We start from the raw sequence: 23,912 nt of genomic DNA on the forward strand, positions 1-23,912 counted from the left end.
GCCCGGGGTGCAGGCGCGCTCGGGACAGAGCCCTGCGACACTCCCAGACCCCCGTGACCCCGAGGTGACCGGCAGGTGAACAGGACGCCCGTACGCCTCAGCCTGGCCGACATCGCTGCGGCTAGCGTGGCGGGATGACGACGAATGCAGCGCTGTCAGCACCCGGCCATGACGTCGACGCTCCCGCGTCGCGTCGCCGTCGAGTCGGGCGGGCCGTGTGCTGGTGGCTCGGGACCACGGCCCTCGTCGCCTCGCTCGCCGCAGCGGTCGTGGTCGTCCTTCCGTATCCTGGCCACGACGAGGCCCTCGGCTTCGTGACGGTCGTGATCGGCGCCTGGATACCCACCACCGGGTCGGTCTTCCTCATCGCCCTCGCACTCGCGATCGCGCTGTTCGTCGTGGCACGTGCTCTGGCACCCACCCCCACGCGGCCGATCCCGGTACAGGCGTTCCGGACGACGTTGCTCGTCCTCCTCTTCGTCGCGACGGTGCCCGCGGGCGCCTTGGTCGCTCTGTCGGGCAGCAGCTACCAGATGCTCCCCGGGGCCAGCGCGGGCGGATGCCGCATCGTCGTGCACGAGTATGCCTTCCTCTACGCAGCGTGGGGCGATGTGGGCATCGTGCAGCCCGACTCGGCGACCGTCCGATGGGAGGAGGATTACCTCGCGGACGACGGCTACGAACCCTTCACCTCGGGGACGTACCGCCTCGACTGGGACGGCCCCTCGGCCCGACTGGCCGTCTGGGGCGTCGAGAAGAACTCCGCCTCGTGGCTGAGCGGCGAGCCGTCCGATCTCGTCTGCGACCGCTGACTCCTCGGGGCGACGCGTTCCCGGGTGGCTCGAGAATCCACATCCGCACCCCGCTCACCCGCGTCGGGCGCGTCAGAACCTGACGACGAGGATGGCGATCGCGGCCATCACGAGGGCGGGGACGGCGACGACGGTGGCGGCGACGGCCAGCGCGATCGACCTGCGGGACGGTCGGCGGTCCTCGACGTTGCCGGTGACTTCGAAGGAGGTGGTTGCGGTCATGTCCTCAACCTAGGGATCACCGGTCCCCCGCCTCATCGCCCTCCGGTACCACCCGTCTCCTCCCACGGGACCACAGTCGGAGCACCCCGGGGGGCCGCCTCCCGACGGGTGGAGAGCCCGACGTGAGACGATCGAGGGGATGACGGACACACTGCGCGCCGACCGGGTCTCGGTCGAGATCGACTCGCAGCGGCTCCTGCCGCCCACCTCGCTCGAGGCGGCGCTCGGCGACAGCGTGGCGCTCCGCGGTCCGAACGGGTCGGGGAAGACCACGCTCCTGCGCGTGCTCGCCGGACTGCAGCGGCCGTCATCGGGGTCGGTCACGCTCGGTGACCTCCGCATCGACGACCGCGACCGGCGCTTCCGCGCGGCGGTCGCCGGCCTGGTGGGTGTGCCGCCGTTCGCCCGCGACCTCACGCTGAGCGAGCAGCTCGCGTTCGTCGGCATCTCGTGGGGTGCAGGGCGGGCCGACGCCGTCGATCGAGCCGGAGCGCTCCTCGACGAGCTCGGCATCACATCTCTCGCCTCGCGGTACCCGCACGAGCTCAGCTCGGGCCAGACGCAGCTCGCGTCGATCGCGCTCACGCTCGCCCGCCCGTTCGATGTGCTGCTCCTCGACGAACCGGAGCAGCGCCTCGACGCCGACCGTCTCGGCCTGGTCGCGCAGGCGCTGCGACGGCGCCTCGACGAGGGCGCCGCGATCGTGTTCGCCACGCACAGCGACGAGCTGAGCGGGATGCTCGCCGGGCGCGAGGTCACCGTGGGCGCGGCGTGAGCATCCGGCGCGGAGGTCGACCGTGACGGCGACCGGCTGGCGTGTGCCTCCAGCGGAGGAGGCCGCTTCCTGGCGCTCCCGCGCGACGGCCGCGCGCGACCTCCGCCGGACCCGCGGCGACCGGCCTCCCTCCGGCGACCGGGCGCTCACCGTCTACGCCGGCATCCTCGCCCTGCTCATCGTCGGTGCGCCGCTGGTGCGCGCCGTGGTGCTGAGCCTGTCCGATCCCGCCGTCGCGCCGCTGCTCCTCACGCCCGAGGCGCAACGCGGCGTCGGCCTGATCCTCGGACTGGTCGCCGGCGGCCTCGTCCTCCTCGGGGGGATGCGCGGCCCCGCGCTCCGGAGCGCCTTCGCCTCCGCCACCCTCGCCTCCTCCGACGTCCCGCGGCGACAGTCGCTCCGCGGCCCGTGGGTGACGTGGCTGGTGGTGCTCGCCGGTGCCCTCGCGATCGTTCTCGCGGTGTCGGCGGGCGGCCTGTGGGCCTTCGGCGCCGCGACGGCCTCCTCGTGGGCGACGACCGTGCTGGCCGCCGCGCTCTACGGTGTCGTCGCCTCCGGATGCTGGCTGCTCGGCCAGCGGATGCCGCCGCAGGCGACCGCCGCCGTCGGTTCCGGCGTGCTCGCGCTCGTCCTGCTCGGCTGGGTCCTCCCACCGCTGGGGACGGCACTGCCCTGGGGATGGGCGGCCGTCGCGTGGCCGACCACCGCCTCCGGCAGCGAAAGCCTCGATGTCGCCCTCGTCGCGCTCGGCCTGGCGGCGGTCGCTGTCGTGGTCGTCGCGCCCCGCCTGCTCGACGGCCTGCGAGGAGACGCCCTGGTCGAGCAGGCCTCCCGCCAGGACATCGCCCGCACCCTCGCCGTGACCGGCGACGTCGCGGCGGCGGGGGCCCGATACCGGGCGCTGCCCTCCATCGCGCGGCGGGCGCGCGCCATCGTCAGCGACTGTCTGCCGCTCGCCTACCTCGGGCGCGACCTCGTGGGCGCGATCCGCACCCCGTTCCGGCTGCTCGGCGGGCTGGCCGCGGCGACGATCTCGGTCGTGCTGGTCACCCTCGCGGCATCGCTCGATCCCGCTGTGGCGTGGGCGGTGGCGGGTCCGGCCGGCGTGCTCGCCTTCGCCGGGACGGGCGCGGTGTCGGACGGCTTCCGCTCGGTCGCCGTCGGCATCGGCTCGCCCGCGCTCTTCCGGCAGCAGACGGCGACCGCGCTGGCGCTGCACTCGGCGCTCCCCGTGCTGTTCGCGCTGGTCTCGGTGGTGCTGGGCACCGTGGCCGCGGTGGGGCTGGGCGCGGTCGGGGTGCTCCCGGTAGGGCCGACCGCGCTCGACCCGACGACGCTCCTCCTGAGCGGCGGCATCGCGCTGGGCGCGATCGCCATCCGCCTCGTCGACTCGCTGCGCGGCACACTTCCCCTGACGCTGCTGGCGCCCATCCCCACCCCGGCCGGCGACCTCTCGATCATCGCCCAGCTGGCGTGGCAGGCGGATGCGCTGATCTCGGCGTTCTTCCTCGCCGCGTCGGCGACCGCGGTCACACTCGCCGGCCCCCTCGGGCTGCTTGTCGTCCCCGCCGGGATCGGCGTCGCCCTGCTTCGCGCCCACTCCCGGGCCCGCGCCCTGCGCCCCTGAGCAGAGGCGCGAAGCCGAAGCGGATGCGGAGCGATTCGGGCCTGTTCTGGGGTGTGGCAGGGGCTGACTCGGCGCTGCTACAGTTCGACCACTCCTTGGACCGACCGAACGGACTGACCCGTGTCCGGACTCACCCGACGACAGTTCCTGGCCCGTGTCGGCGTGCTCGCGGCAGCCACCGGTCTGGGTGCCGATGCGCTGGGCCGCGCCCTGTCCGCCTCCGCCGTCGTGTCCCCGGCCGTCCCCAGGCTGGCCCGCGAGACGGTGGCCGGCTCCGTGCGGTCGACCCTGCAGCAGACGATCCTCCAGGGCGGCGTGCAGAAGGGCAGCTACCGGACGCTCACCCTCGGCCCGGGCGAGCCGTACATCCCCCGGCTCGACATCCTGCGCCGTGCTCCGCGGGTGGGCCGTGTCGACGACCGCCGCTCACTGTTCTACCTCGGCCACCTCTCCGACCTCCATGTGATCGATGCGCAGTCACCCGGGCGGATCGAGCCGATGATCGTCCAAGACCACTCCGCATGGGGGTCGGCCTTCCATCCGCAGGATCCGCTGAGTCCGCACGCCACGGCGGCGATGGTGCAGGCGTTCGCCGATGCCCGCTACAGCCCCCTCACCGGAGCCCCGATGGGCGCGGCGATCGTCACGGGCGACAGCGCGGACATGCACTCCAGCCTCGAGCTGCGCTGGTACATCGACCTGATGGACGGCCTCAGCGTCGATCCCGCGAGCGCCGGTCCTGTCTTCCAGGGCGTTCAGGCCTGGCAGGAGGCGGTCTGGGCCTATCGACCGACCGACCCATCGGGAGGAGCTTTCGGCGACTACGGCTTCCCCACGCTCCCGTCCCTGCTGGCAGACGCGATCTCCGCGCCCATCACGTCGACCGGACTCCCCGCACCCTGGTACGCGGTCTACGGCAACCACGACACGCTCCTCCTCGGCACGTTCGGGATCACCCCGCAGCTGGAGTCGCTGGCCATCGGCGGCCAGAAGTCGTACTCGCTCGAGACCACGGCCTCCATCGCTCTCGAGGGCTACGCCGCCTCGAGCAGCGCGCTGCAGCAGGCCTTGTCGGCGCTGAGCGTGGCGCTCGGGGGCGGCGGACTGAAGGCGGTGAACCCGAACGGTGCGCGGTCGCTCTTCGAGCAGCGCGACTTCATGGCCGAGCACTTCCGGACCGAGCCCACCCCCGGCCCGGTGGGGCACGGCTTCACGCAGCACAACCTCGACTCGGGTCAGACGTGGTGGCGGGCCGACCTCTCTCCCACCGTGCGCGGGCTCGGCCTCGACACCTGCAACCCCGTCGCGGGTCCGGATGGCGGCCTCCCCGACGAGCAGTTCCGCTGGCTCGAACAGGAGCTCGCCACCGCTCAGCGGGAGCAGCGGCTCGTGCTCGTGTTCAGCCACCACAACAGCCTCACCCTCGAGAACAAGGCTCAGCGGCCCGGTGGCACCGAGGTCATCCACGGCGCCCAGGACGTCATCGACCTCCTGCTCCGCTATCCGGTCGCGGTGGCCTGGCTCAACGGTCACACGCATCTCAACCAGATCCTCGCCCACCCCTCCGACACGGGTGGCTTCTGGGAGATCACGACGGCGTCGTGCATCGACTTCCCCCAGCAGCAGCAGGTGGTCGAGATCGTCGACAACCGTGACGGCACCCTCTCGCTGTTCACCACCGTGCTCGACCACGCTTCGCCCGCCGTACCGGGGACGACCGCATCCGTCGCCGATCTGGCGTCCCGCAGCCGGGAGCTGGCCGCGAACGACTGGGCGGAGAGCCCGACGATGCGCCGGGGCTCGCCCCTCGACAGGAACACCGAGCTGCTGCTCCCCGCGCCCTTCGACCTCTCCGCCGTCACCGACGCGGCCCTCGAGTCGCAGCACATGAGCGAGCTGGCCCGCATCCTGGCGTACGAGAAGGAGCGCGGCCTGTGACCGTCCGGCGCCGGGCCGGCCTCAGCGTCGTCGTCCTTCTGGCCCTCGCGGCGACCGGATGCTCGCAGGTCGCGGCGATCGCGCCGGTGGGCGGAGGGCGCGAGGCGGAGGCACGGTTCGGGGTCGACGACGTGCTGATCGCCGAGCACGTCGATGTCCTCACCGCGCCCGTGTGCGAGACCGACCCGCAGGGGGCGATCCGGTGCGCCGGCACCACGACCGAGGATGCGGAGATCGTCGGTGTGGTCCCGCCCGGCGATCCGGCGCAGCTCTCGGTCACCGTCGGGGGCGAGACCGTGTACTCCGGGTCGCTGCAGTCCGTCCTCGACGACGCTGTGCGGGCGACGCCATGAGCCGCAGGGATGCGCTGCGTCGTCTCCTCACGGTGACCGTGCCGGTCATCGTGGTGAACGCCGCCGTCCAAGCCGTCACCGTCCTGCCGGGCACGACTCCCGGGCTCGGGATGGGGTTCGTGCTCCTCACCCTCGTGTCCTTCGTGTCGTTCAGCGCGTCGGCCGCGCTGCTGGCCGCCGCGTCTCTGCCTGCGCTCTCTGCGCCCGGGCGCCGTCGCCTGCTGCTGCCGGTCGCGACGTGGGCCGCGTTCGCCGCTCTGGTGCTCGCCGTGGCCCTGAGCTCGCTGGTCTCCCCCGTCCTCCTGCCGATCGTGGCGACGGTCGCGCTCGTCATCGCTCCCGGGCTCGCGTCCGGCGCTCCTCGTCCGAGGAGCATCGCGCGTCCGTTCGCGGCGACACCGCTCCGCGCCGCACTGCTCACGATCGTCTCGCTCCTCGTCACGGCGCTCGGCCTGGTCGTGGCGCTCCTGGTCGGGTTCTTCATCGCCGGACCCTGGTCGGCCCTCCTCACCTGGCTGGTCCTCGGCGGCCTCGCCGCCGCGCTCCTGCACGCATGGGCGCGCCTCTGGGCGCGCGCCGCGCCGCGCGAGTAGCGGCAGCGCCCTCGAGGAGCGCCTGAGGCGCTCCTCGCCGCACAGACGCGCTCGTCTCAGGGACGCGGAATAGAGTATTGTCGACAAACGACAGTCTTCTGTTGACGCTGCGAGACGCGTCGACATCTCGCGATCCTGCTAAGGAGCCCCATGTCCCACGCTCTGCGTTCCGTCGAGACGCCGACAGACCTCGACCTGACCCCGAGCGACCGGATCCTGCGGACCCATCTCCCCGATCGCGAGGCCGCGCCGGGCATGTCGGTCCGCGAAGCCGACGTCTCGCTGCGGCTCGACGGCGGCGGCAACGGACTGCTCGACACCACGCACTTCGACACCGTCCGCTTCCCCCCGCCCCCGTGGATCGACGCCGCGATGCAGGCGGCCGTCGCCGACGGCAGCCTCGCCTACACGCCCTACCGCGGGGCCCCCGAGGTGCTCGACTCGCTGGCGCCCCGGATCTCCGACTTCCTCGGTTCGCCGGTGACCTCGGCCGACCTCGCGCTGACACCGGGTACGCAGGGCGCCCTCTTCACGACGCTGTCGTCGCTGGTGAACGAGGGCGACCTCGTGCTGCTGGCCGACCCCGACTACCTGTTCTGCGAGCGGATCCTGCAGTTCCTCGGGGCGCGGATCGAGCGCATCCCCCTCACCTTCGACGGAGACGAGCCGAGCCTCGATCTCGACCTCGTCGAGGAGCTCGCCGCGCAGCAGCCGGTGCTGCTCATGTTCAGCCACCCGAACAACCCGACCGGAGCCGTGTTCTCGGAGGACGTCATCCGCCGGGTGGCGGAGCTGTCGGTCGAGCACGGCTTCCTCGTCATGGTCGACGAGCTCTACAGCCGCCTCGTCTACGGCGACACCGTCTTCCCCCACCTGCGCGCGCAGCCGGGCATGGCGGATCGGTCGATCACCCTGCTCGGCCCGTCGAAGACCGAGTCGATGAGCGGGTTCCGCATCGGCGTCGTCGTCGCCCCCACCGAGGTCGTGAAGTCGATCGAGCAGAGCATCGCGATGACGTCGCTTCGCGCGCCCGCGTACTCGCAGCGGCTGCTGGGTCGCTGGCTCGTCGACGACGCGGACTTCCTGGCCGAGCGGGTCAGCGACCTCCACAGACTGCGCGAGCAGAGCCTCGCCGCACTACGGGCGGTGCCGGGAGTGCGTGTGCAGGCACAGAACGGCACCGCCTACCTCTTCGTCGACGTGTCGGCGTTCGGGGCCACCGACGTCGAGATCGCCGGCGCCCTGCAGCGCGAGGCGGGCGTCATCGTCTCGCCCGGATACCAGTTCGGCCCGTCGGGTACGGGCCACTTCCGGATCTGCTTCGCCCGCGATGAGACGGAGTGGGCATCGGCGCTCGAGCGAATGGTCGCCTGCCTCGACGGCTTCGCGACGCGTGCCGGCATCGCCGGCTGAGACTCCGACCATGAGCATCGAGAGCACCCCGACGCCGGCGGGCAGCTACCGGGTCGCCCGCGTCGTGGGCGACCTGGTGCTCACGGCGGGCATGACACCGCGTGCAGCCGACGGCGCACTCGTCGCCGCGGGCCGACTGGGCGAGGGGATCACCGACGCCGACGGCGGCCGTCTGGCGGCGCTGGCCACCGAGCGCGCCCTCGACGCCGCGCGCTCCGCGCTGTCGGCCGACCGTGTGCTCGACGAGGTGGTGTCGCTCACCGTCTTCGTGGCGGCCGCACCCGACTACACCGCGCACAGTCGCATCGCCGACGCGGCCAGCGCGGTCGTGTCCGAGCGGATGCCGGGGACGACGCTGCCGGTCCGCGCCGCGGTCGGGGTCGCGTCGCTGCCGGGCGGCGCCCCGGTCGAGGTGCAGCTGACGGCGACCCACCGCCAGGCACCCGCCGGGGCATCCGCTCAGTAGCCTCGCTCGCTGTCGTAGAGGTTCTTCAGCGGCTCCCCCGCGCGGAAGCGCCGGAGGTTCTCGTTGAAGAGCTCGGTGAGGGTGCGGTTCTCGCTCGCGACCGTCGAGGCCGAGTGGGGCGAGAGGAGGACGTTGTCCAGGTCCCACAACGGTGAGTCCGCCGGGAGCGGCTCGTGCGCCACGACATCGAGCGCCGCGCCGAGCAGGCGACCCTCCGTCAGCGCCTCGATCAGCGCCTCCTCGTCGACCACCTGGCCGCGCGAGATGTTCACCAGCACAGCGTCACGGGGCAGCAGCGCCAGCTCGTCGGGGCCGATGAGCCCGTCCGTGGCGGCGGTGAGGGCGGTGCACAGCACGAGCACGTCAGTGCCGGGGAGCACGTCGTGCAGCCCGTCGGTGTCGGCCACCCGCACGGAGGGGGCGAGCGAGTAGCTGCCGCCGGGGCGTCCGACCGCGGTGACGTGCGCCCCGAGGGCGTCGAACACGGCGACGACGTTGCTGCCCATGCCGCCGACGCCCACGACGGTGACATTCAGGCCGGCCAGCTGGCGGGTGGTGTAGCGCTCCCACCGATGGGCCGCCTGCTGGGACCGTAGGTGCGGCACCCCCTTCACGAAGTGCAGCGCGCCCGTGAGGGCGAACTCGGCGAGCGGCACCGCGTGCACGCCCCCGGCGGTGGTGGCCGTGATGCCGCTGCGATCGAGGCCGGTGCGGGCCATGAACCCGCCGATGCCGGCGCTGGTGGCCTGCACCCACTTCAGGCGAGGCGCCGTGGTCGGCAGCGCGGCCGGGTCGCGCCAGTCGAAGTCGAACGCGACGTCGGCCTGGCGGAGCATCCCGAGCCATCGCTCCACGGCGGCATCGTCGAGCTCGGGAGCGACGCCGCCGTGGTCGGAGACGTAGCGCGGAGCAGGCATCAGCTCGGGCTGGTAGAGCACGGTGTCGCCAGGCGAGGCCGCGGCGATCTCGGCCACCAGCTCCGGTTCGAGGTAGGTGGAGATGAGGATGGTGAGCGGCTCGGTCACTGGTCGCCTCCCGTCGCGGTGGCCGACGCGGTCCCCTCAGCCGCGAGGGCCTCGAGGACCTCGTCGCTGATCGCCGGTCCCGCCGCGGGGTCGACGAGCGGCCGCAGCAGGTCCGCCGGTCCGGTCAGCAGGGGTACCAGGCCGGGCCCATGACCGGGCTGCGGCGACCCGCCGTGGCAGATCACGCCGACCGTCATCCAGCCGCCGCGGTAGCCCATGTTGTGCCGCACATCCAGGTCGGCCACGGCCCAGAGCTCGCCGAGGCGCATGTCGGCGCCACCGAGATCGGGCGAGTCGGCCACGACCGCGAGATCGACGTCCCACATCTGCGCCGGACGACCGATGCCGTTGCCGCACACCGCGCTGGGCAGCACACCGGAGACCGTCACGGTCGCCGCGCCCGAGGCGCCGTCGATGGGGAGAAGGTCGAAGAGGGCGGGGTCGACGTTGAGCACGGCGACCTCGGCGGGCATGCCTGCGGGTTGGAAGCCCTGCCCGACGGAGCGGACGGTCACCCGATCGCCCGGCAGCATCCGCGCCAGCACGTCGTCGGAGAACGTGACGATCACGCGACCGCTCTCGCCCCGCTTGCCGGTCACACGCCCGACGGCACCGATGGCCGCACCCGAGCGCACCACGACCTCGTTGCCGAGGCACGAGAACGCGGTGAGGCCGAACCGGGCGGCGGGGTCGGGATGCACCAGGGTCACCCCGGCGGCGACGTGGTCGCCGTCGGTCGCGAACACCGAGTCGCCGAGGCGCACGCCGAGCACGACCCCGCCGTCACCCGTGGGCACGTACGGGTGCCCGTCGCGGTCGATGCGGTACGCCACCATCGGCGTGAGGGCGGCGTGCTCGACGATGCCGAGCAGGTTGTTCATCACGAGGTCAGGCACGGGTGTCCTCCTGGGTCGAGCGGGACGGCGCGGCGAGCGCCGCCGCGAGGTTCGCGCTGTCGCGCACCTCGATCGAGAACGCGGATGCCGGGCCCGACAGCAGCGTGGAGGGGCCGGGACCGTGACCGAAGAGCCGGCACTCGCCGGTCGAGATCACGCCGACGGTCACCCAGCCCGGGCGGTAGCCGCGCCCGTAGGAGTGGTCCTGATCCTCCAGCAGCACGATGTCGCCGATGCGCAGCGACTCCAGGCCCAGAGAGAGGTCCTCGGAGAGGCCGGGGTAGGCGCCCATGAGGTCGGTGTTCGCGAACTCCGAGAGCATCCCGCCGCCCGCTCCGGCGGCCGCGGCGGGGACCCGCGCGGCCACCTCGACGTGCAGCGTGCCGTCGTCGGCGGTCCGGAACGGGAGCCGGTCGACGAGCGACGGCGCCAGGTTCTTGACGCGGATCTCCGGATGGTCGAGGAGGGCGAGGCCCTGGCCGACCGCCTCGACGCTCACGGCGTCGCCGGTGGTGATCTCGCGCAGGTCCTCGTCGGCGAAGTCGGCCAGGACGTACGCGTGCTGGCCGAGCACGACACCGCGGGCACCGGCGGCGGGGCCGGAGCGCACGGTCACCGTGTTGCCCACGCAGGTGAGGAACTGCAGCGCGAAGTTCGCGCCCTCGTCACGGTGACGGATGGACAGCCCCGGTTCGAGGTGATCGCTCGCAAAGCCTGTGGCCGCCTCTCCGATGTGCGCGGCCATGGTCACACCGCCCATGCCCGGGAGCAGGAACGGATGCCCATCGGGGTCGACCCGGTAGCCGTGGCGATCGGCCTGCGGCGGCCACACCTCTCCAGTGAGGATCTGGGTCACCAGCCTGTCGGCGTTGGTGCGCAGCGGCATCAGGAGCGTCCTCTCATGACGGGGGCGGTGCCCAGCGAGAAGCCGCGGACACGGATCGCCGGGGCGGAGGCGGAGCCGTTGAAGACGTTCATCAGGGGCTGGCTGAGCGAGTCGCGGCCGACGCCGTCGACCCGCGCGAGCGCGTCGAGCACGCTCATGGTGAAGCGCATCGACTCGACCGGGCCCACGATGCGGCCGTTCTTGATGAGGAAGCACGCGTCACGGGTCACACCCGTGATGGTGGTCCTCACCGGGTCGACGGTCCGGGTGTACCAGAAGCGCTGGAGGTAGACGCCGTCCTCGATGCCGGCGATGAGCTCCTCCTCGGTCGCCTGAGCGCTCCGCAGCACGACGTTCATCGGGATGGCGTGCGGCGCCTCCTCTCGCGCGATGTGGAAGTTGCCCGTGGAGGCGGTGCCGAGGACGTGCGCGGTCTCGCGATCCGTGACGACGTCGCGGGCGACGCCGTCGGCGATCAGCGGGACGTCGCGCTTCGTGACGCCCTGGAAGTCGAACGGGAACGGCAGTCCGATGTCCTGGGTCGCGTCGTCGTGCACCGACACCAGCGGAGAGGCGACCTGCTGGCCCCGATGGGTGGCGACGGTCCCGACGCCGGCGCCGAGCGCCGAGCCGGTGAATCCGAATGCCCCGAAGAAGTCGAGCAGCTCGCCCGCGGCGAGGGGGCCGAGGACGACGTCGTACTCCCCGGGCTCGAGCTTCGCGCGCCCTCGGGTGCGGGAGGCCTCCGAGAGCGTGCGGTCGATGGCGGCCTCGACACCCAGTCGGCTGGAGAAGCGCGACAGGTCCTTCCAGTGCGAGGAGCCGTCCTCGATGCGGACGGTGAGCGAACCCTGCGCCTCCGAGGCGGCCGCGTAGCGGCTGAGCCCGGACTCCCGGTCGTGGAAGGCCACCTCGGTGACCGCGCGGCCGAACATCCCGGCCGCCTCACCGCCGAGGCCGTGGGCCTCGGCCATCGCCCGATCGGCGAGGCGCGCGTGGTCGGCGACCGACCACGCGGCGGTGTCGTCTCCCCAGAGGCGCGCAGGATCGACCTCCGCGGTGCCCGGCTCCGAGCCGGGCTGGGGCAGCGGCGTCCGCTCGGGCGCGGGGGCCACCCCGGCCGCGGCCTGCTCGGAGGCGGAGCGGCAGGCGCGGGCGACCGCATCCTGCAGGCTCTCGAACGAGCTCGCCGCGGCGCGTGACACGCGCCCGTCGACCTCGGCGCGCACCATGATCTGCACCTCGGCGATCGCCTGGCTCTGGTGCACGCGGGATCCGGCGAAGCGGGTGAAGTCACCCGTACGGGAGGTGATGAAGGCCTCCACACGGTCGGCCGGCGCCGCGGCGAGCGCCGACTCCAGCGCGCCGGTGGCCTGGTCGTGGTCGAGCAGGGGCGCGAAGGCCCCCTCCCGGCTGTCGAGGGTCGAATCCGTCATCTGTCCACTCCGATCCGAACGTCGCGCACGAGCGTCGGCGACGCCCCGTGCCCGAGAAAGCCCCACTGCTTCGGCTCGCCCTTGCCGCACGGCATGCCGAACGCCTTGAACTCCTCGGGCCCGGCCACGGCCTCCACCGACTGCCAGAACTGCGGCGTGGTCCCCCCGTAGGAGAAGCCCCGCAGCAGACGACCTCGGCGGCCGTTCTTCACCTCGTACGCCACCTCGGTGCCGAACTGGAAGTCGTGGCGGCGCTCGTCGATCGACCAGCTGCGGTTGTCGTCGATGTAGAAGCCGTCGCCCAGGCGGTCCTCGAGCTCCTCCGTCGAGCCCTCACCAGGCTCGAGGAAGACGTTCGTCGAGAAGCAGACGGGCAGGTAGCCCCAGCCGTCGGAGCGGGCGGCTCCGGTCGAGTCCGCGCCGATCCGCGCGGCGGAGTCGCGGGTCGAGAGGAAGTTCTGGATGATCCCCTCGGTGATCAGCGGCTGCCGCGTCGCGGGCACGCCCTCGTCGTCGAACCCGAACGAGCCGCGGGTGCCGGGCACGGTGGGGTCGGAGGTGATGTTCACCGCCGGCGAGCCGTACCTCATCGAGCCGGCGGCATCCTTCGTGATGAAGGAGGTCCCGGCGTAGTTCGCCTCGTCGCCGAGGATGCGGTCGAGCTCGAGGGCGTGACCGGTCGACTCGTGGATCTGGAGCGCCATCTGCGCCGGGCCGATGATGAAGTCGGCGTATCCGCTGGGCGCGAGAGGTGCGGTGAGCAGCTCGACGGCCTCGCGGCCGATCCGGTCGGCCTCCTCGACCATCCGGAGACCCTCCACGTACTCCCAGCCCGCCTGAGCGGTGTTGCCGTGGAACGAGTTCGGGAAGGAGCGGCGCTGGAGCGTGCCGTTGCCCGCGGCGTTCACGAGCGCCATCGCGCCGCTCTCGATGAAGTGCTGGTGCTGGACCGAGCCCTCCGTGCTGGCGAAGTGCCGGTGCTGGCGCTTGGCGTTGAGCCCGGCCTGCGCCGTCACGATCTCGGTCGGAGCGCTGGCCGCGGAGAGCACCGCGGCCAGCAGCTCGTATCGCGCCGAGGCGCTGACGCCGAACGGATCGACGACGACCTCGGTCTGGTAGCGACCGCTCGCGGGCGGCAGCGGGGGCAGCTCGGTGCGGTACGCGCCGCTCACCGAGTCGGCGGCCCGCGCGTTGGCGAGTGCGCGCTCGGCAGCGGTGCGGATGTCGGCGCTCGACCAGACGGGCAGCGACGCGAAGCCCCAGCTGCCGTTGTAGAGCACCCGGATGCCGATGCCGAGGTTGTTCTCGACCCGCTCGTCGACGCCGGCCTCGAGGGTCGAGTAGAGACGCAGCTCCTCGGCCTCGATGAGGCGCGCGTCGGCGTAGCTGACGCCGCGGACCTGGACGGCGTCGAGCGCCTCGGCGAGCATGGCCGCCGCCGCGACGTCGTCGCTCAGGTCACCCCATTCGTGAGCCGTCATCAGGCGACGCGCTCCGCGTCGGACGCGTTCGGCTCACCGGCGGCCGGGGCCTCGAGCGGGAAGTCGCACCAGGCGCGGGTGCGGAACGACCGCTCGAACGCGTTGATGGTCTCCTGCACGAGGGCGCCCTGGCCGAAGTCGCCCTGGTTCATCGGCTCGCCGCTGAGGATCTCGGTGGTGAAGTCCTTGACCAGGTTGGAGTAGAACAGGAACGGCCACGGCTCGGTCGACGCGCCGCCCTCCGGGAAGTACTCCTGGGGGATCTCGATCTCCACGAACTCCACCGAGTCCTTCTTGGCGACCTTGATGGTCTGGCAGATGCCCGCCTCCTCGACGAGGCGCACGATGATCGCGCCCTCGGAGCCGTAGATGCGCGCCTCGATGCCGGGGAAGTTGCCGACCGTGACGTAGGAGGACTGGATGCTGCCGAGTCGGTTCTTCTCGAACTCCGCGATCCACATGTCGCCGTCGTCGAGGTTCATCCGCTGCATCCGACCGGTGTCGCGGACCATGCGCTCGGGCACGAAGTTGCGCATGGTGCCGACCACCGAGGTCATCGGGGCGTCGAGCCACCAGTGCATGATGTCGATGATCGGGGCGCCGTAGCCCTCGATCGACGAGACGGCGATCACGTCGGGGTCCGCCTCCGCGTCGACCTGTCGCAGCGGGGTCTGGGGGTCGAGCCACTGGCTGTTCTGCTCGTAGCCGTTGAACATGTACGGCTCGCCGATCCAGCCGGTGTCGATGAGGTGCTTGGCGTACTGGATGGCCGGGGCGAAGCGGAAGGTGAAGCCGAGCTTGGTCTTCAGTCCCTTCGAGGCGGCGAGCTCGGCCGCACGGCGCGTCTCGCGGTAGTCGCTGTTGACCGGCTTCTCGCAGAGCACGTGCTTGCCGGCCTCGATCGCGGCCATCGAGATCTCGAAGTGCATGGCGTTGCCGGTGGCCACGTCGATGACGTCGATGTCGGGGTCGTCGAGCAGCTCACGGTAGTCGGTGACAGCGCGGGCGACACCGAACCTCTCCGACGCCGAACGGAGGGCGTCCTCGTCGACCTCGGCGAGCGCCACCACCTCGACCCGGGGATCGCGCTGCCATCCGGGGATGTGCGACTGCACGGCCCAGCGGCCGGCGCCGACGACTGCCACGCGGAGTTGAGGGGTGTCCATGGTGAATCTCCTTCGAGGGGGAACGGGACGAGATGAGACAGGGGGATGCGCGGTCGGGCTGACGCCCACGGCTCAGGTGTTGAGCCGGACCCGGGGGTCGATGACCGAGTACAGGAGGTCGACGATGAAGTTGACGACGACGATGAAGATCGCGGCGAAGAGCACGGTGCCGACGATCATCGGGGTGTCGAGGTTCGAGATCGCGTCGAAGGCGAGACGGCCGATGCCGTTGAGCCCGAAGACGGTCTCCACGATCACCACGCCGCCGAGGAAGTAGCCGAAGTCGAGGCCGATCATGGTCAGCAACGGGATCGAGATGTGCCGGAAGCTGTGCCGCCAGAGGATGACGCGCTCGGGCATGCCCTTGGCCCTCGCCATGCGCACGAAGGGGGAGTCGAGCGTCTCGATCATGTTGGTGCGTGTCATCCGCGCGTACCAGGCGCCGCCGCCCGCCCCCAGTGTGAACGTGGGCAGCACCAGGTACCAGAGCACCGGATCGCCGAGTCCGTTGAGCGGGAAGACCCCCCAGGTGAAGGCGAAGTAGTAGATGAGGAGGAGCCCGAGCCAGAACGGCGGAGCCGAGAGTCCGATCAGCGAGATGAAGGTGATGAGCCGGTCGATCCAGCTGCCGCGGTGGTAGGCCGCGTAGATGCCCGCGGGCACTCCCAGGATGATCTGCCAGATGATGCCGCCGACGGCGACCAGGAGCGTGGTCGGCAGGGCCGCCATGATCCTGCCGAACACCGGTGTCTCGCGCAGCACGTACGAGGTGCCGAGGTCGCCGGTGAGCAGCCTGCCGATGAACCCGAGGTACTGCTGCCAGAGCGGAGCGTCGAGGCCCAGCTGCTCGTGGATGGACGCGATCGTCGCGGCGCTGGCGTTCGGCCCGGCGAGCGTGGTCGCAGGGTCGGCCGGCACGGCGTAGACGAGCAGGAAGGCGAGGCTGACGACGCCGAAGAGGACGATGGCCATCTGTCCGAGCCGTCGGAGGATCCACCAGATCATGCGGTCACCGACCTCTCGAGCTGGACGAGGAGTTGAGCATGTCGGACAGCCAGTCTCCGATGAGGTTGAACGCCATCACGGTCACGATCAGGCACACCCCGGGGATGAAGAGCATCCACGGCGCGATCTGGAAGTAGGTGCTGCCGTCGGAGATCATCTGGCCCCACGACGCCTCCGGGATCGGCACGCCGATGCCGAGGAACGACAGGGCGCTCTCGATGAGGATCGACGAGGCGACGCCGAGCGTGGTGTAGACGATGATCGCGGGTACCAGGTGGGGCAGGATGTGCCGCCACATGATGGAGCGGTGCGAGAGCCCGAGCGTGCGCGACGCCACGACGAACTCGCGCTCCTTCAGCGAGATGACCATGCCCCGGATGATGCGGGCGAGCGTCGTCCAGTAGATCAGCGCGATCACGATGATGACGTTGACGGTGCTGCGGGTGGTCACCGCGATGAGGGCGGTGCAGAGCAGGAGGATGGGGAAGGAGATGACGACGTCGGTGATCCTCATGAGGATCGACTCGGTCACGCCGCCGAAGTAGCCGGCGATCACCCCGACGAGCACGCCCATCACGGTGGCCAGGCCGTTCGCCACGATGCCGATCACCAGCGAGACCCGGGCGCCGTAGATCAGGCGCGAAAGCAGATCGCGACCGAGGGCGTCGGTGCCGAGCAGGAATCCCGGCGTGCCCGGCGGCAACGGCTGCCCCTGCGGGCCGAGTCCCGTGTCGGGGAACGTCGCGAGCGGGTCGTGCGGGGAGAGCAGCGGCGCCAGGAGGGCGATCACCGCGAGCAGCAGGAGCACGATGATCGAGATCAGCGCGGCGGGGTCGTGACGGAGGCTCCGCCAGACCTCCTTGGCGCGCATCGGCTTGTCGCCGAGCGTCTCCACGTCGACGGCGGCAGCAGCGGGAATGGCCTCGCTCATGATGCGACCACCACCTTCTCGGGCTCGGCGAAGTGGCAGGCGGCGATCTGACCGCTCGCGGTCGCCCGGGCGGCGGGCGCCGTGGTGAGGCACACCTCCTGCGCCATCGGGCATCGCGGGTGGAAGCTGCAGCCCGAGGGCGGGTTGGTCGGGCTCGGCGGCTCGCCCGTGAGGCGGACGCGGGGCAGTCGCACCGTGCGGTCGATCACGACCGGCTCGGGCACCGCGGAGAGCAGTGCGCGCGTGTACGGATGCTGCGGCCGCTCGAAGACCTCGTCGCGCGTGCCCATCTCGACGATCTCGCCCAGGTACATGATCGCCACCTGGTCGGCCATGAAGCGGAGCGTCGAGAGGTCGTGCGAGATGAAGAGGTAGGCGAGGCCGAGCTCCTCCTGCAGGTCCTTGAGGAGGTTGAGCACCTGCGCGCGCACCGACACGTCGAGGGCCGACACCGCCTCATCGCAGAGGATGAGTCGCGGGTCCACGCTGAGGGCGCGGGCGATCGAGACCCGCTGCCGCTGCCCGCCGGAGAGCTCGCGGGGGCGACGGTCGGCGAAGCTGCGCGAGAGGCCGACCTTCTCGAGGAGGGCCCGCACCTCGCCGCGAGGGTCGGCCACGCGGTCCTTCCGCAGCCGGACGGCCTCGAGCAGGGTGTCGCCCACCGTCATCCGCGGGTCGAGCGAGTCGTACGGGTCCTGGAAGATCATCTGCATCGTGCGCCGGTACGCGGCCAGCGACGACCCGCGCCGGTTGGTCACCTCGACGCCGTCGAGGAGCATGCTACCCCCGGCCGGCTTGTTGATGCCCATGAGGGTGCGGGCGATCGTGCTCTTGCCCGAGCCCGACTCGCCGGCGATGCCGAGGGTCTGGCCGGCCTGCAACTCGAAGCTCACGCCGCGCACGGCGCGTACCGAGCTGCTGCGGCGGCCCGGGCCGCCCGAGCGCCGGAAGGTGACGTGGAGGTCGTCGACCGCGAGGAGGGGGGCGCTCATGCTGCGGTCACCTCCTCGCCGGCGGCGAACGCGGCCGGCGCGGTCACGCCGCAGGCGACCAGCTGTCCGGGGGAGCCGTTCGCGGCCGGGACGAGCGCGGGGTCGATGGCGGAGCAGGTGTCGACCGCGAGAGCGCAGCGCGGTGCGAACGAGCATCCGCTCGGGCGACGACCGGCGACCGGCGGTGTGCCGGAGATCGAGGAGAGACGACGAGGCACCGGCTGATCGAGCTTGAGGATCGACTCGAGCAGCGCCTTGGTGTACGGATGCTGCGGGTCGCCGACGATCTGCTCGGCGGTGCCCTGCTCCACGATCCGGCCCGCGTACATGACGAGGATGCGGTCGCAGAAGCTGGAGATGACGCCGAGATCGTGGCTGATCAGGATGACTCCGGTGTCGGACTCGGTGGCCAGGGTGTCGAGCAGGTCGAGCACCTGGGCCTGCACGGTCACGTCGAGCGCGGTGGTCGGCTCGTCGGCGATGAGGAGGCGCGGCGAGCAGGCTGTGGCGATGGCGATGCAGACGCGCTGCCGCATGCCGCCCGAGAACGCGCCGGGGAAGTCGCGGAGCCGGGCCTCCGCATCCGGGATGCCGACCTGCTGCAGCAGCTCGATGGCGCGAGTGCGGCTCTCCGCCTTCGACAGGCCCAGGTGCTCCTGAAGGGTCTCTGTGATCTGGCGGCCGATGCGCATGAGCGGGTTGAGGCTCGACATCGGGTCCTGGAACACCATGGCCGTCTGCGAGCCGCGCCAGGAACGGAGCTTCGACGTCGAGAAGGCGAGCACGTCCTCGCCCTGGAAGCGCACCGAGCCGGAGGCGATCTCGCCCGGGGAGGGGATGAGACGCATGATCGCCTGCGACGTGAGCGACTTGCCCGAGCCGGACTCGCCGACGATGCCGACCCGCTCCCCCGCGTGAACGGTGAAGGAGACCGAGTCGACGGCGTGGAACACCTCGTCGGACGATGTCGGGAAGTCGACGACGAGGTCGGTGACCTCGAGTAGGGCGGTCATGCGTTCTCCTTCGGGCAGGATCGGGTGCGGTGCTGCCGTTCACCGTTCGATGACGGCGGCACCGCACCCGCGGGCGGAGCTACTGGCGTTCGGCCGAGCCGTCGGTCTTCCAGTAGTACGCCATGTCCCAGGCCCAGATCGGCTGGGGGTAGTACCCGCCGATGCCGGTGCCGCGGATCTCGGTCTTGGTGCCGAAGTAGAGCGGCACGACCGGGTTGTCGGCGAGCATGACCTTGGTGGCGTCGGAGTACTTCTGCTCCGCGGTCTTCTCGTCGCTGGCCGCGAGCGCCTCCTGCACGTCGCTGTCCATCTGCTCGTTGCAGTAGTAGGCGAAGTTCTGACCCTGCGGGACGGCGGTCGCGCACGAGAGCAGAGCCTGGAGGAAGTCCGAGCCCTCCGGGTAGTCGGCCACCCAGAAGGTGAGCGCCAGCGGTGCCTTGCCCGACCCCGCCAGCTCGGCGAAGGTGTTGGGCGCCAGGGTCTGCAGGTCGACGTTGATGCCGATGTCCTTCAGGTCCTGCTGCATCTGCGGGGCGAGCGCAGAGAAGGGCGCCACGTTCCAGGCGTACATCTGCGTGTCGAAGCCGTTCGGGTAACCGGCGTCGGCCAGCAGCTGCTTGGCCTTGTCGACATCCTTGCCGTGGGTCAGATCGTCACCCGAGTGGCCGAGGACGCCCGGCGGGATGAACTCGGTCGCGGGCGTGCCCTGACCGTTGACGAGCTTCAGCAGCGAGTCGCGGTCGAACGCGTAGGAGATGGCCTCGCGCACCTTCGGGTTGTCGAACGGCGCCGTGTTCATGTTCATCGTCAGGTAGTACGTGCTCGGCTTGTCGATCGAGATGATCTGATCCTTGAGCTTCGGGTCCGTGGTGATCTGCACGAACTTCGCCGGGGGGATCGGGCTGCCCATCAGGTCGATGTCGCCCTTCTGGAGCATGAGCACCTGGTTGTCGGGGTCGACGCCGAGGATCATGTGCACGTGGTCGGCGTAGGGGCGCGGGGAGTCCCAGTACGACGGGTTGCGGTCGAGCATGACCTGCTGGCCGGGTGTGAAGTCGGCGAGCGTGAAGGGGCCGGAGCCGATCGGAGCCGTGGCCACGGTCGAGCCGGAGCCCTCGGGGATGATCGAGCCTGCCGGCATCGCCATGATGTACTTGAAGGCCGAATTCGGGGCGCTCAGCGTGACCGAGAGCGTGAGGTCGTCGATCACCTTGATGCCCGAGGGGAGCCCGGTCGGGTTCGCCTCGTACTCGTCCGCTCCGGCGATGCCCTTCCAGAACTCCGCGAGGCCGGCCTTGGTGGCGGGGTCGAGCACGCGGGCGTACGAGTAGGCCACATCGGCGGCGGTCACGGGGGCCCCGTTCGAGAACGTGAGACCCTCCTTCAGCTTCATCGTGTAGGTGAGCCCGTCGTCGCTGACCTGCGGGAAGTCCTCGGCCGCCTGCAGCTTCAGGTTGCTGGTGTCGCCGTCGTAGTCGTAGAGACGGTCGAACACCATGCGCATGATGTTCCAGCAGGTGGCGCCGGTGCAGACGGCGGGGTCGAAGGTCTCGGGGTCGGATGCCGCGGCGGTGGTGATGGTGCCACCGTAGAGGGCGGTGTCCGAGGAGCCCGCGGCGTTGTCGCCCGACGATCCGCCGGCCGGTGCGCAGGCGGTGAGGGCCAGCGCGACCGCCGCGCCTACCACCGCGATTCGTAGGAGTCGTTTCACAGATTTGCCTCTCGATCGGGAGTCGGAATCTGAAGATCGATAGCCGACGGGGTCACCAACACTGCTGAATGTGGTCACGCTAGCATAAAGCTGCCGACTGTCGACAATCTACTTTTTTGCAGGCGTCGTCCGCTACTCTGACCGCATGGAAGCACTCGCTCGGTCCGGTCTCTCGGGGGCCGCCGTCAACGAACTCCGCGAAGCCATCCTCGAGGGGAGGCTCGTTCAAGGAGAGCGTCTGAGCGAGGTCAGCCTGTCCAGCACGCTGGGCGTGAGCCGGGCACCGGTCCGCGAAGCGCTGCTCCATCTGGAGCAGGAGGGCCTGATCGTCTCACTCCCTTATAAAGGGGCGTCGGTCGTCACGCTCTCGCAGCAGGACTTCCTCGAGCTCTCCACGCTGCGCATCGCTCTGGAGAAGCTGGCGTGGTCTCGGGCCGTCGAGCGGGCCACGCCCGACGACATCGCCGGCCTACGCGCGATCATCGAGGAGATGGCCGCGGCGGTGCGGAGCGACCAGAAGGCCAAGCTCGTGCGGCTCGACCTCGACTTCCACGACCGGGTCTTCACGATCGCCGATCACTCACGTCTCTACACGGCCTGGACGGCGATCAAGTGGCAGGTCGCGCTGTTCCTCCTCGCGCGGCGCGTGAAGGTCGACGACTACCACAAGATCATCGTGCAGGAGCACGGATCGCTGATCGACGACATCCTCGTCGATCACTCCGCTCACTTCGAGGACCTCATCGAGACGCACATCGGTTCGGGCTACGGGCGGCTTTCCAAGGCCTGAGCCGACGTCACTCGGCGTGAGCCCGGCTCGGCGTCAGAGGTCGAGCTTCTCGTTGTCGATCTCGATCGGCGTGCCCGTGACCTTCGACTTCACCAGGCTGAACACGGTGGCCACCGTGGATCCGGGGGTGTCCCAGTACTCGGCCGAGTCGGCGTGGACGAGGAGGGCGCGGATGGCCGGGTCCGCGCGGCCGCCCGGGAACCACGCCTCGACGCTCGTGTCCCACATCGCGTCGATGTAGGACTGCTCCGTGGTGAGCTCGGCGTGGCCGGTGAGCGAGACCCACGAGTCGTGGTCGCTGAACGCGAGGTTCACGACGGGCCGCTCGGCGAGCCGACCGGCGGTGGACGAGTCGACGCTGACGAGGAACCACAGGTCACCGTCGAAGCGGTGGTGCTGCTGCTGCATCGCGAACGGCTGCGACACGGGGTTCCCGTCGTCATCCAGGGTCACGATCATCGTGATGGGGAAGCCGTCGAGGAGATCCGCGAGGGTCTCGATGTCGTCGTGGTCGGTCATGATGCGCTCCGATCGGGGGGTGTGCTCAGACGCTACAACCGTCCCGACCGAAGCGGCATCGTGATCTCAGGAGAGACCGGAGGTGATCACCACGCGGGTGACGTCAGGCTCCTTCAGCGCGTCGTAGCCCTCGTTCACGCCGTCGAGCGCGATCTCGCGGGACATGAGGTCGTCGAGGTTGAAGCGGCCCTGCAGGTAGAGGTCGGCGTAGAGCGGGATGTCGTGCTTCGGCGTGGTGGAGCCCATGTAGACGCCCTGGATGCGCTTCTGGGTGCCGATGAGCCCGATCGTCAGCAGGGGCAGGGTCGCGGTCGGATCGATGATGCCGATCAGGTAGAGGCCCCCGCCGGGGCGGATCATCTCGAGGGCGGAGGCCGTCACCGCGGGGATGCCGACGAAGTCGAAGGCCGCGTCGGCGCCGCGTCCGGTGATCTCGAGCACCGCGGCCACCGGGTCGACCTTCGTCGAGTTGACGGCGTGAGTCGCTCCGAAGCGCTTCGCCTTCTCGAGCTTGTCGTCGGCGACGTCGACCGCGATGATCGTGGTCGCGCCCGCGATGACGGCGCCGTTGATCGCGTTGAGGCCGACGCCGCCGGCTCCCACGATGACGACGGAGTCGCCGGCCTGGGTGTTCGACGTGTTGATCACCGATCCGGCGCCGGTGACGACGCCGCATCCGAGCAGCGCCGCCTGCGGGAACGGGATCGCGTCGCTCACCTTGACGAGCTGGTTCTCGTGGATGAGCGCCTGCTGCGCGAACCCGCCGAGACCGAAGACCTGCTCCACCCGCCGGCCCGCGCCGTCCGTGACGCGCGGCTCATCCTCCGAGTGGCGAAGGGTGGCTTCCGGGTGCTCGCACTGGAACGTCCGCCCCGTGAGGCACGCCTCACACTTTCCGCACGACTGGACGAGGCAGCCGACGACGTGGTCGCCCACCGCGAACTCGGTCACGTCGGGCCCCACGGCGTGCACGACCCCGGCGACCTCGTGACCGAGGACCATGGGCAGAGGGTTCCCCATCTCGTGGCGGGACATGGTGAGATCGGTGTGACAGAGGCCCGACGCCTTCACGTCGATCAGCACCTCGCGGCCGACCGGATCGGCGAGTGCGACGTCCTCCACGACGAAGCCCGCTCCGATCTCGCGGACGAGTGCAGCTCTCATGATGTGTTCCTCTCTTCGGGTCGGTTCAGCGGGATGCGCCGAACCACGGCGGCAGGAGCCGAGTCAGGTGGTCGACCAACTCGGTCTCGGACAGCTGGAGCTCATCCGCGATCCACGCATCGAGCAGCCCGTGGGCGGCGCCCGCGATGTACCGGGCCGTGGCCTCCGCGCTCAGCCCCTCGGGCACCCGCGGGTGGTCCTCGAGGATGTCCTCGATGAGCGCGGCCATCGTACGAACACCCGACAGGTAGTGCTCGCGCGACATCGGCAGCGCCGACACACTGCGGTAGAGGGCCCTGTTCTCGGCGAAGTGGGCGACGAGGCGCTCCTGCGATCGCCGCAGCGCCTCGGGCGTCTCGACGAGGTCACCGCGGTACAGGTCGTGGATCGAGCGGAACGCCTCGCGACGCACGCTGCTCGCCAGCTCGTCGAGGCTCTCGTAGTGCGAGTAGAAGCTCGCACGGCTGATCCCCGCCGCGCGCACGAGGGCGCTCACGGTCAGGTCGCCACCCTCAGTCGAGAGGGTGCGGATGGCGTCGAGCAGGGCGGCCCTCGTCCGCAGCGCTCGCGGATCCTCGGACTCCTTCAGGACCTGTCGAGTGGCGGCATTGCTCGTCGAACTCGTCACTCGACGAGACTACGCCTCTTTCTGGACAGGTGTACAGAAAGAGGCGAAGTCGGTCATCAGGGGTGTCGTC

Annotated in this window: 24 protein-coding genes; 9 read left to right on the forward strand and 15 right to left on the reverse strand. The window is 70.8% G+C overall.

The features are described 5' to 3' along the window. The first annotated feature begins 134 nt into the window (after positions 1-134). Positions 135-812 (forward strand): hypothetical protein, encoded by a 678-nt coding sequence (locus ACFJGV_RS10220; RefSeq protein WP_378143797.1) that lies wholly within the window; start codon positions 135-137, stop codon positions 810-812. A 72-nt stretch (positions 813-884) separates the two neighbouring features. Here ACFJGV_RS10220 and ACFJGV_RS10225 read toward each other — a convergent pair whose 3' ends face one another. Further along, positions 885-1,034 (reverse strand): hypothetical protein, encoded by a 150-nt coding sequence (locus tag ACFJGV_RS10225; RefSeq protein WP_378143798.1) that lies wholly within the window; start codon positions 1,032-1,034, stop codon positions 885-887. Between the two features lie 139 nt (positions 1,035-1,173). On the opposite strand from ACFJGV_RS10225, the gene ACFJGV_RS10230 reads away from it, so the two are divergent. The 7 genes from ACFJGV_RS10230 to ACFJGV_RS10260 all read left to right on the forward strand — a co-directional run bounded on the left by ACFJGV_RS10230 (position 1,174) and on the right by ACFJGV_RS10260 (position 8,199). Continuing rightward, the gene (locus ACFJGV_RS10230; protein WP_378143799.1) at positions 1,174-1,809 is read left to right on the forward strand and encodes an ATP-binding cassette domain-containing protein; all 636 of its coding nucleotides are present in this window, start codon (positions 1,174-1,176) and stop codon (positions 1,807-1,809) included. Positions 1,810-1,831: 22 nt separating this feature from the next. Beyond that, complete coding sequence (locus tag ACFJGV_RS10235) at positions 1,832-3,436, forward strand: hypothetical protein (RefSeq protein ID WP_378143800.1); 1,605 nt, start codon at positions 1,832-1,834, stop codon at positions 3,434-3,436. A gap of 120 nt (positions 3,437-3,556) precedes the next feature. Further along, positions 3,557-5,374 (forward strand): TIGR03767 family metallophosphoesterase, encoded by a 1,818-nt coding sequence (locus ACFJGV_RS10240; protein WP_378143802.1) that lies wholly within the window; start codon positions 3,557-3,559, stop codon positions 5,372-5,374. After that, on the forward strand, positions 5,371-5,727 hold the full coding sequence (locus ACFJGV_RS10245) for a hypothetical protein (RefSeq protein WP_378143803.1): 357 nt from the start codon (positions 5,371-5,373) through the stop codon (positions 5,725-5,727). Before ACFJGV_RS10240 ends, ACFJGV_RS10245 begins: the two co-directional genes overlap by 4 nt. Beyond that, entirely contained in the window at positions 5,724-6,320 is a 597-nt protein-coding gene (locus ACFJGV_RS10250; RefSeq protein ID WP_378143804.1) for a hypothetical protein, read from the forward strand. The genes ACFJGV_RS10245 and ACFJGV_RS10250 overlap by 4 nt, the downstream gene beginning before the upstream one ends. A 150-nt stretch (positions 6,321-6,470) precedes the next feature. Next, positions 6,471-7,733: an aminotransferase class I/II-fold pyridoxal phosphate-dependent enzyme gene (locus tag ACFJGV_RS10255; protein WP_378143805.1), complete on the forward strand. Its 1,263-nt coding sequence runs from the start codon at positions 6,471-6,473 to the stop codon at positions 7,731-7,733. A gap of 10 nt (positions 7,734-7,743) precedes the next feature. Continuing rightward, positions 7,744-8,199 (forward strand): RidA family protein, encoded by a 456-nt coding sequence (locus tag ACFJGV_RS10260; protein WP_378143806.1) that lies wholly within the window; start codon positions 7,744-7,746, stop codon positions 8,197-8,199. Here ACFJGV_RS10260 and ACFJGV_RS10265 read toward each other — a convergent pair. From ACFJGV_RS10265 to ACFJGV_RS10315, 11 genes are all read right to left on the reverse strand, one after another. Beyond that, positions 8,193-9,224, reverse strand: a complete 1,032-nt coding sequence (locus tag ACFJGV_RS10265; RefSeq protein WP_378143807.1) for a D-2-hydroxyacid dehydrogenase — start codon at positions 9,222-9,224, stop codon at positions 8,193-8,195. The two genes, ACFJGV_RS10260 and ACFJGV_RS10265, sit on opposite strands and share 7 nt — an antisense overlap. Next, a complete protein-coding gene (locus ACFJGV_RS10270) occupies positions 9,221-10,120 on the reverse strand; it encodes a DUF4438 domain-containing protein (protein WP_378143808.1) in 900 nt (299 codons plus the stop codon). The genes ACFJGV_RS10265 and ACFJGV_RS10270 overlap by 4 nt, the downstream gene beginning before the upstream one ends. After that, positions 10,113-11,006 (reverse strand): DUF4438 domain-containing protein, encoded by an 894-nt coding sequence (locus tag ACFJGV_RS10275; RefSeq protein ID WP_378143809.1) that lies wholly within the window; start codon positions 11,004-11,006, stop codon positions 10,113-10,115. The genes ACFJGV_RS10270 and ACFJGV_RS10275 overlap by 8 nt, the downstream gene beginning before the upstream one ends. Beyond that, positions 11,006-12,442 (reverse strand): TldD/PmbA family protein, encoded by a 1,437-nt coding sequence (locus ACFJGV_RS10280; RefSeq protein ID WP_378143811.1) that lies wholly within the window; start codon positions 12,440-12,442, stop codon positions 11,006-11,008. The genes ACFJGV_RS10275 and ACFJGV_RS10280 overlap by 1 nt, the downstream gene beginning before the upstream one ends. After that, entirely contained in the window at positions 12,439-13,923 is a 1,485-nt protein-coding gene (locus ACFJGV_RS10285) for a TldD/PmbA family protein (RefSeq protein ID WP_378143812.1), read from the reverse strand. The genes ACFJGV_RS10280 and ACFJGV_RS10285 overlap by 4 nt, the downstream gene beginning before the upstream one ends. After that, complete coding sequence (locus ACFJGV_RS10290) at positions 13,923-15,089, reverse strand: Gfo/Idh/MocA family protein (protein WP_378143814.1); 1,167 nt, start codon at positions 15,087-15,089, stop codon at positions 13,923-13,925. Before ACFJGV_RS10290 ends, ACFJGV_RS10285 begins: the two co-directional genes overlap by 1 nt. A gap of 72 nt (positions 15,090-15,161) precedes the next feature. Then, positions 15,162-16,094 (reverse strand): ABC transporter permease, encoded by a 933-nt coding sequence (locus ACFJGV_RS10295; RefSeq protein ID WP_378143815.1) that lies wholly within the window; start codon positions 16,092-16,094, stop codon positions 15,162-15,164. Positions 16,095-16,098: 4 nt separating this feature from the next. Further along, on the reverse strand, positions 16,099-17,025 hold the full coding sequence (locus tag ACFJGV_RS10300; RefSeq protein WP_378143816.1) for an ABC transporter permease: 927 nt from the start codon (positions 17,023-17,025) through the stop codon (positions 16,099-16,101). After that, positions 17,022-18,017 (reverse strand): ABC transporter ATP-binding protein, encoded by a 996-nt coding sequence (locus tag ACFJGV_RS10305; protein ID WP_378143817.1) that lies wholly within the window; start codon positions 18,015-18,017, stop codon positions 17,022-17,024. Before ACFJGV_RS10305 ends, ACFJGV_RS10300 begins: the two co-directional genes overlap by 4 nt. Then, positions 18,014-19,030, reverse strand: coding sequence for an ABC transporter ATP-binding protein (locus tag ACFJGV_RS10310; protein WP_378143818.1), 1,017 nt, complete (start codon positions 19,028-19,030; stop codon positions 18,014-18,016). Before ACFJGV_RS10310 ends, ACFJGV_RS10305 begins: the two co-directional genes overlap by 4 nt. Before the next feature lie 79 nt (positions 19,031-19,109). Then, positions 19,110-20,717 (reverse strand): ABC transporter substrate-binding protein, encoded by a 1,608-nt coding sequence (locus ACFJGV_RS10315; RefSeq protein WP_378143819.1) that lies wholly within the window; start codon positions 20,715-20,717, stop codon positions 19,110-19,112. Between the two features lie 169 nt (positions 20,718-20,886). Between ACFJGV_RS10315 and ACFJGV_RS10320 the strand changes: the two genes are divergently transcribed. Continuing rightward, positions 20,887-21,531, forward strand: coding sequence for a GntR family transcriptional regulator (locus ACFJGV_RS10320; protein ID WP_378143821.1), 645 nt, complete (start codon positions 20,887-20,889; stop codon positions 21,529-21,531). A gap of 33 nt (positions 21,532-21,564) precedes the next feature. Here the strand turns inward: ACFJGV_RS10320 and ACFJGV_RS10325 are convergent, their stop codons facing one another. From ACFJGV_RS10325 to ACFJGV_RS10335, 3 genes are all read right to left on the reverse strand, one after another. Beyond that, positions 21,565-22,050: a pyridoxamine 5'-phosphate oxidase family protein gene (locus ACFJGV_RS10325; RefSeq protein ID WP_378143822.1), complete on the reverse strand. Its 486-nt coding sequence runs from the start codon at positions 22,048-22,050 to the stop codon at positions 21,565-21,567. Between the two features lie 66 nt (positions 22,051-22,116). After that, a complete protein-coding gene (locus ACFJGV_RS10330) occupies positions 22,117-23,214 on the reverse strand; it encodes a zinc-binding dehydrogenase (protein ID WP_378143823.1) in 1,098 nt (365 codons plus the stop codon). Positions 23,215-23,239: 25 nt separating this feature from the next. Beyond that, positions 23,240-23,842 (reverse strand): TetR/AcrR family transcriptional regulator, encoded by a 603-nt coding sequence (locus ACFJGV_RS10335; RefSeq protein WP_378143824.1) that lies wholly within the window; start codon positions 23,840-23,842, stop codon positions 23,240-23,242. Positions 23,843-23,912 lie beyond the last annotated feature (70 nt).

It is taken from the genome of Cnuibacter sp. UC19_7 (genome assembly GCF_042699995.1).
In the GTDB taxonomy this organism is placed as follows: Bacteria; Actinomycetota; Actinomycetes; order Actinomycetales; family Microbacteriaceae; genus Cnuibacter.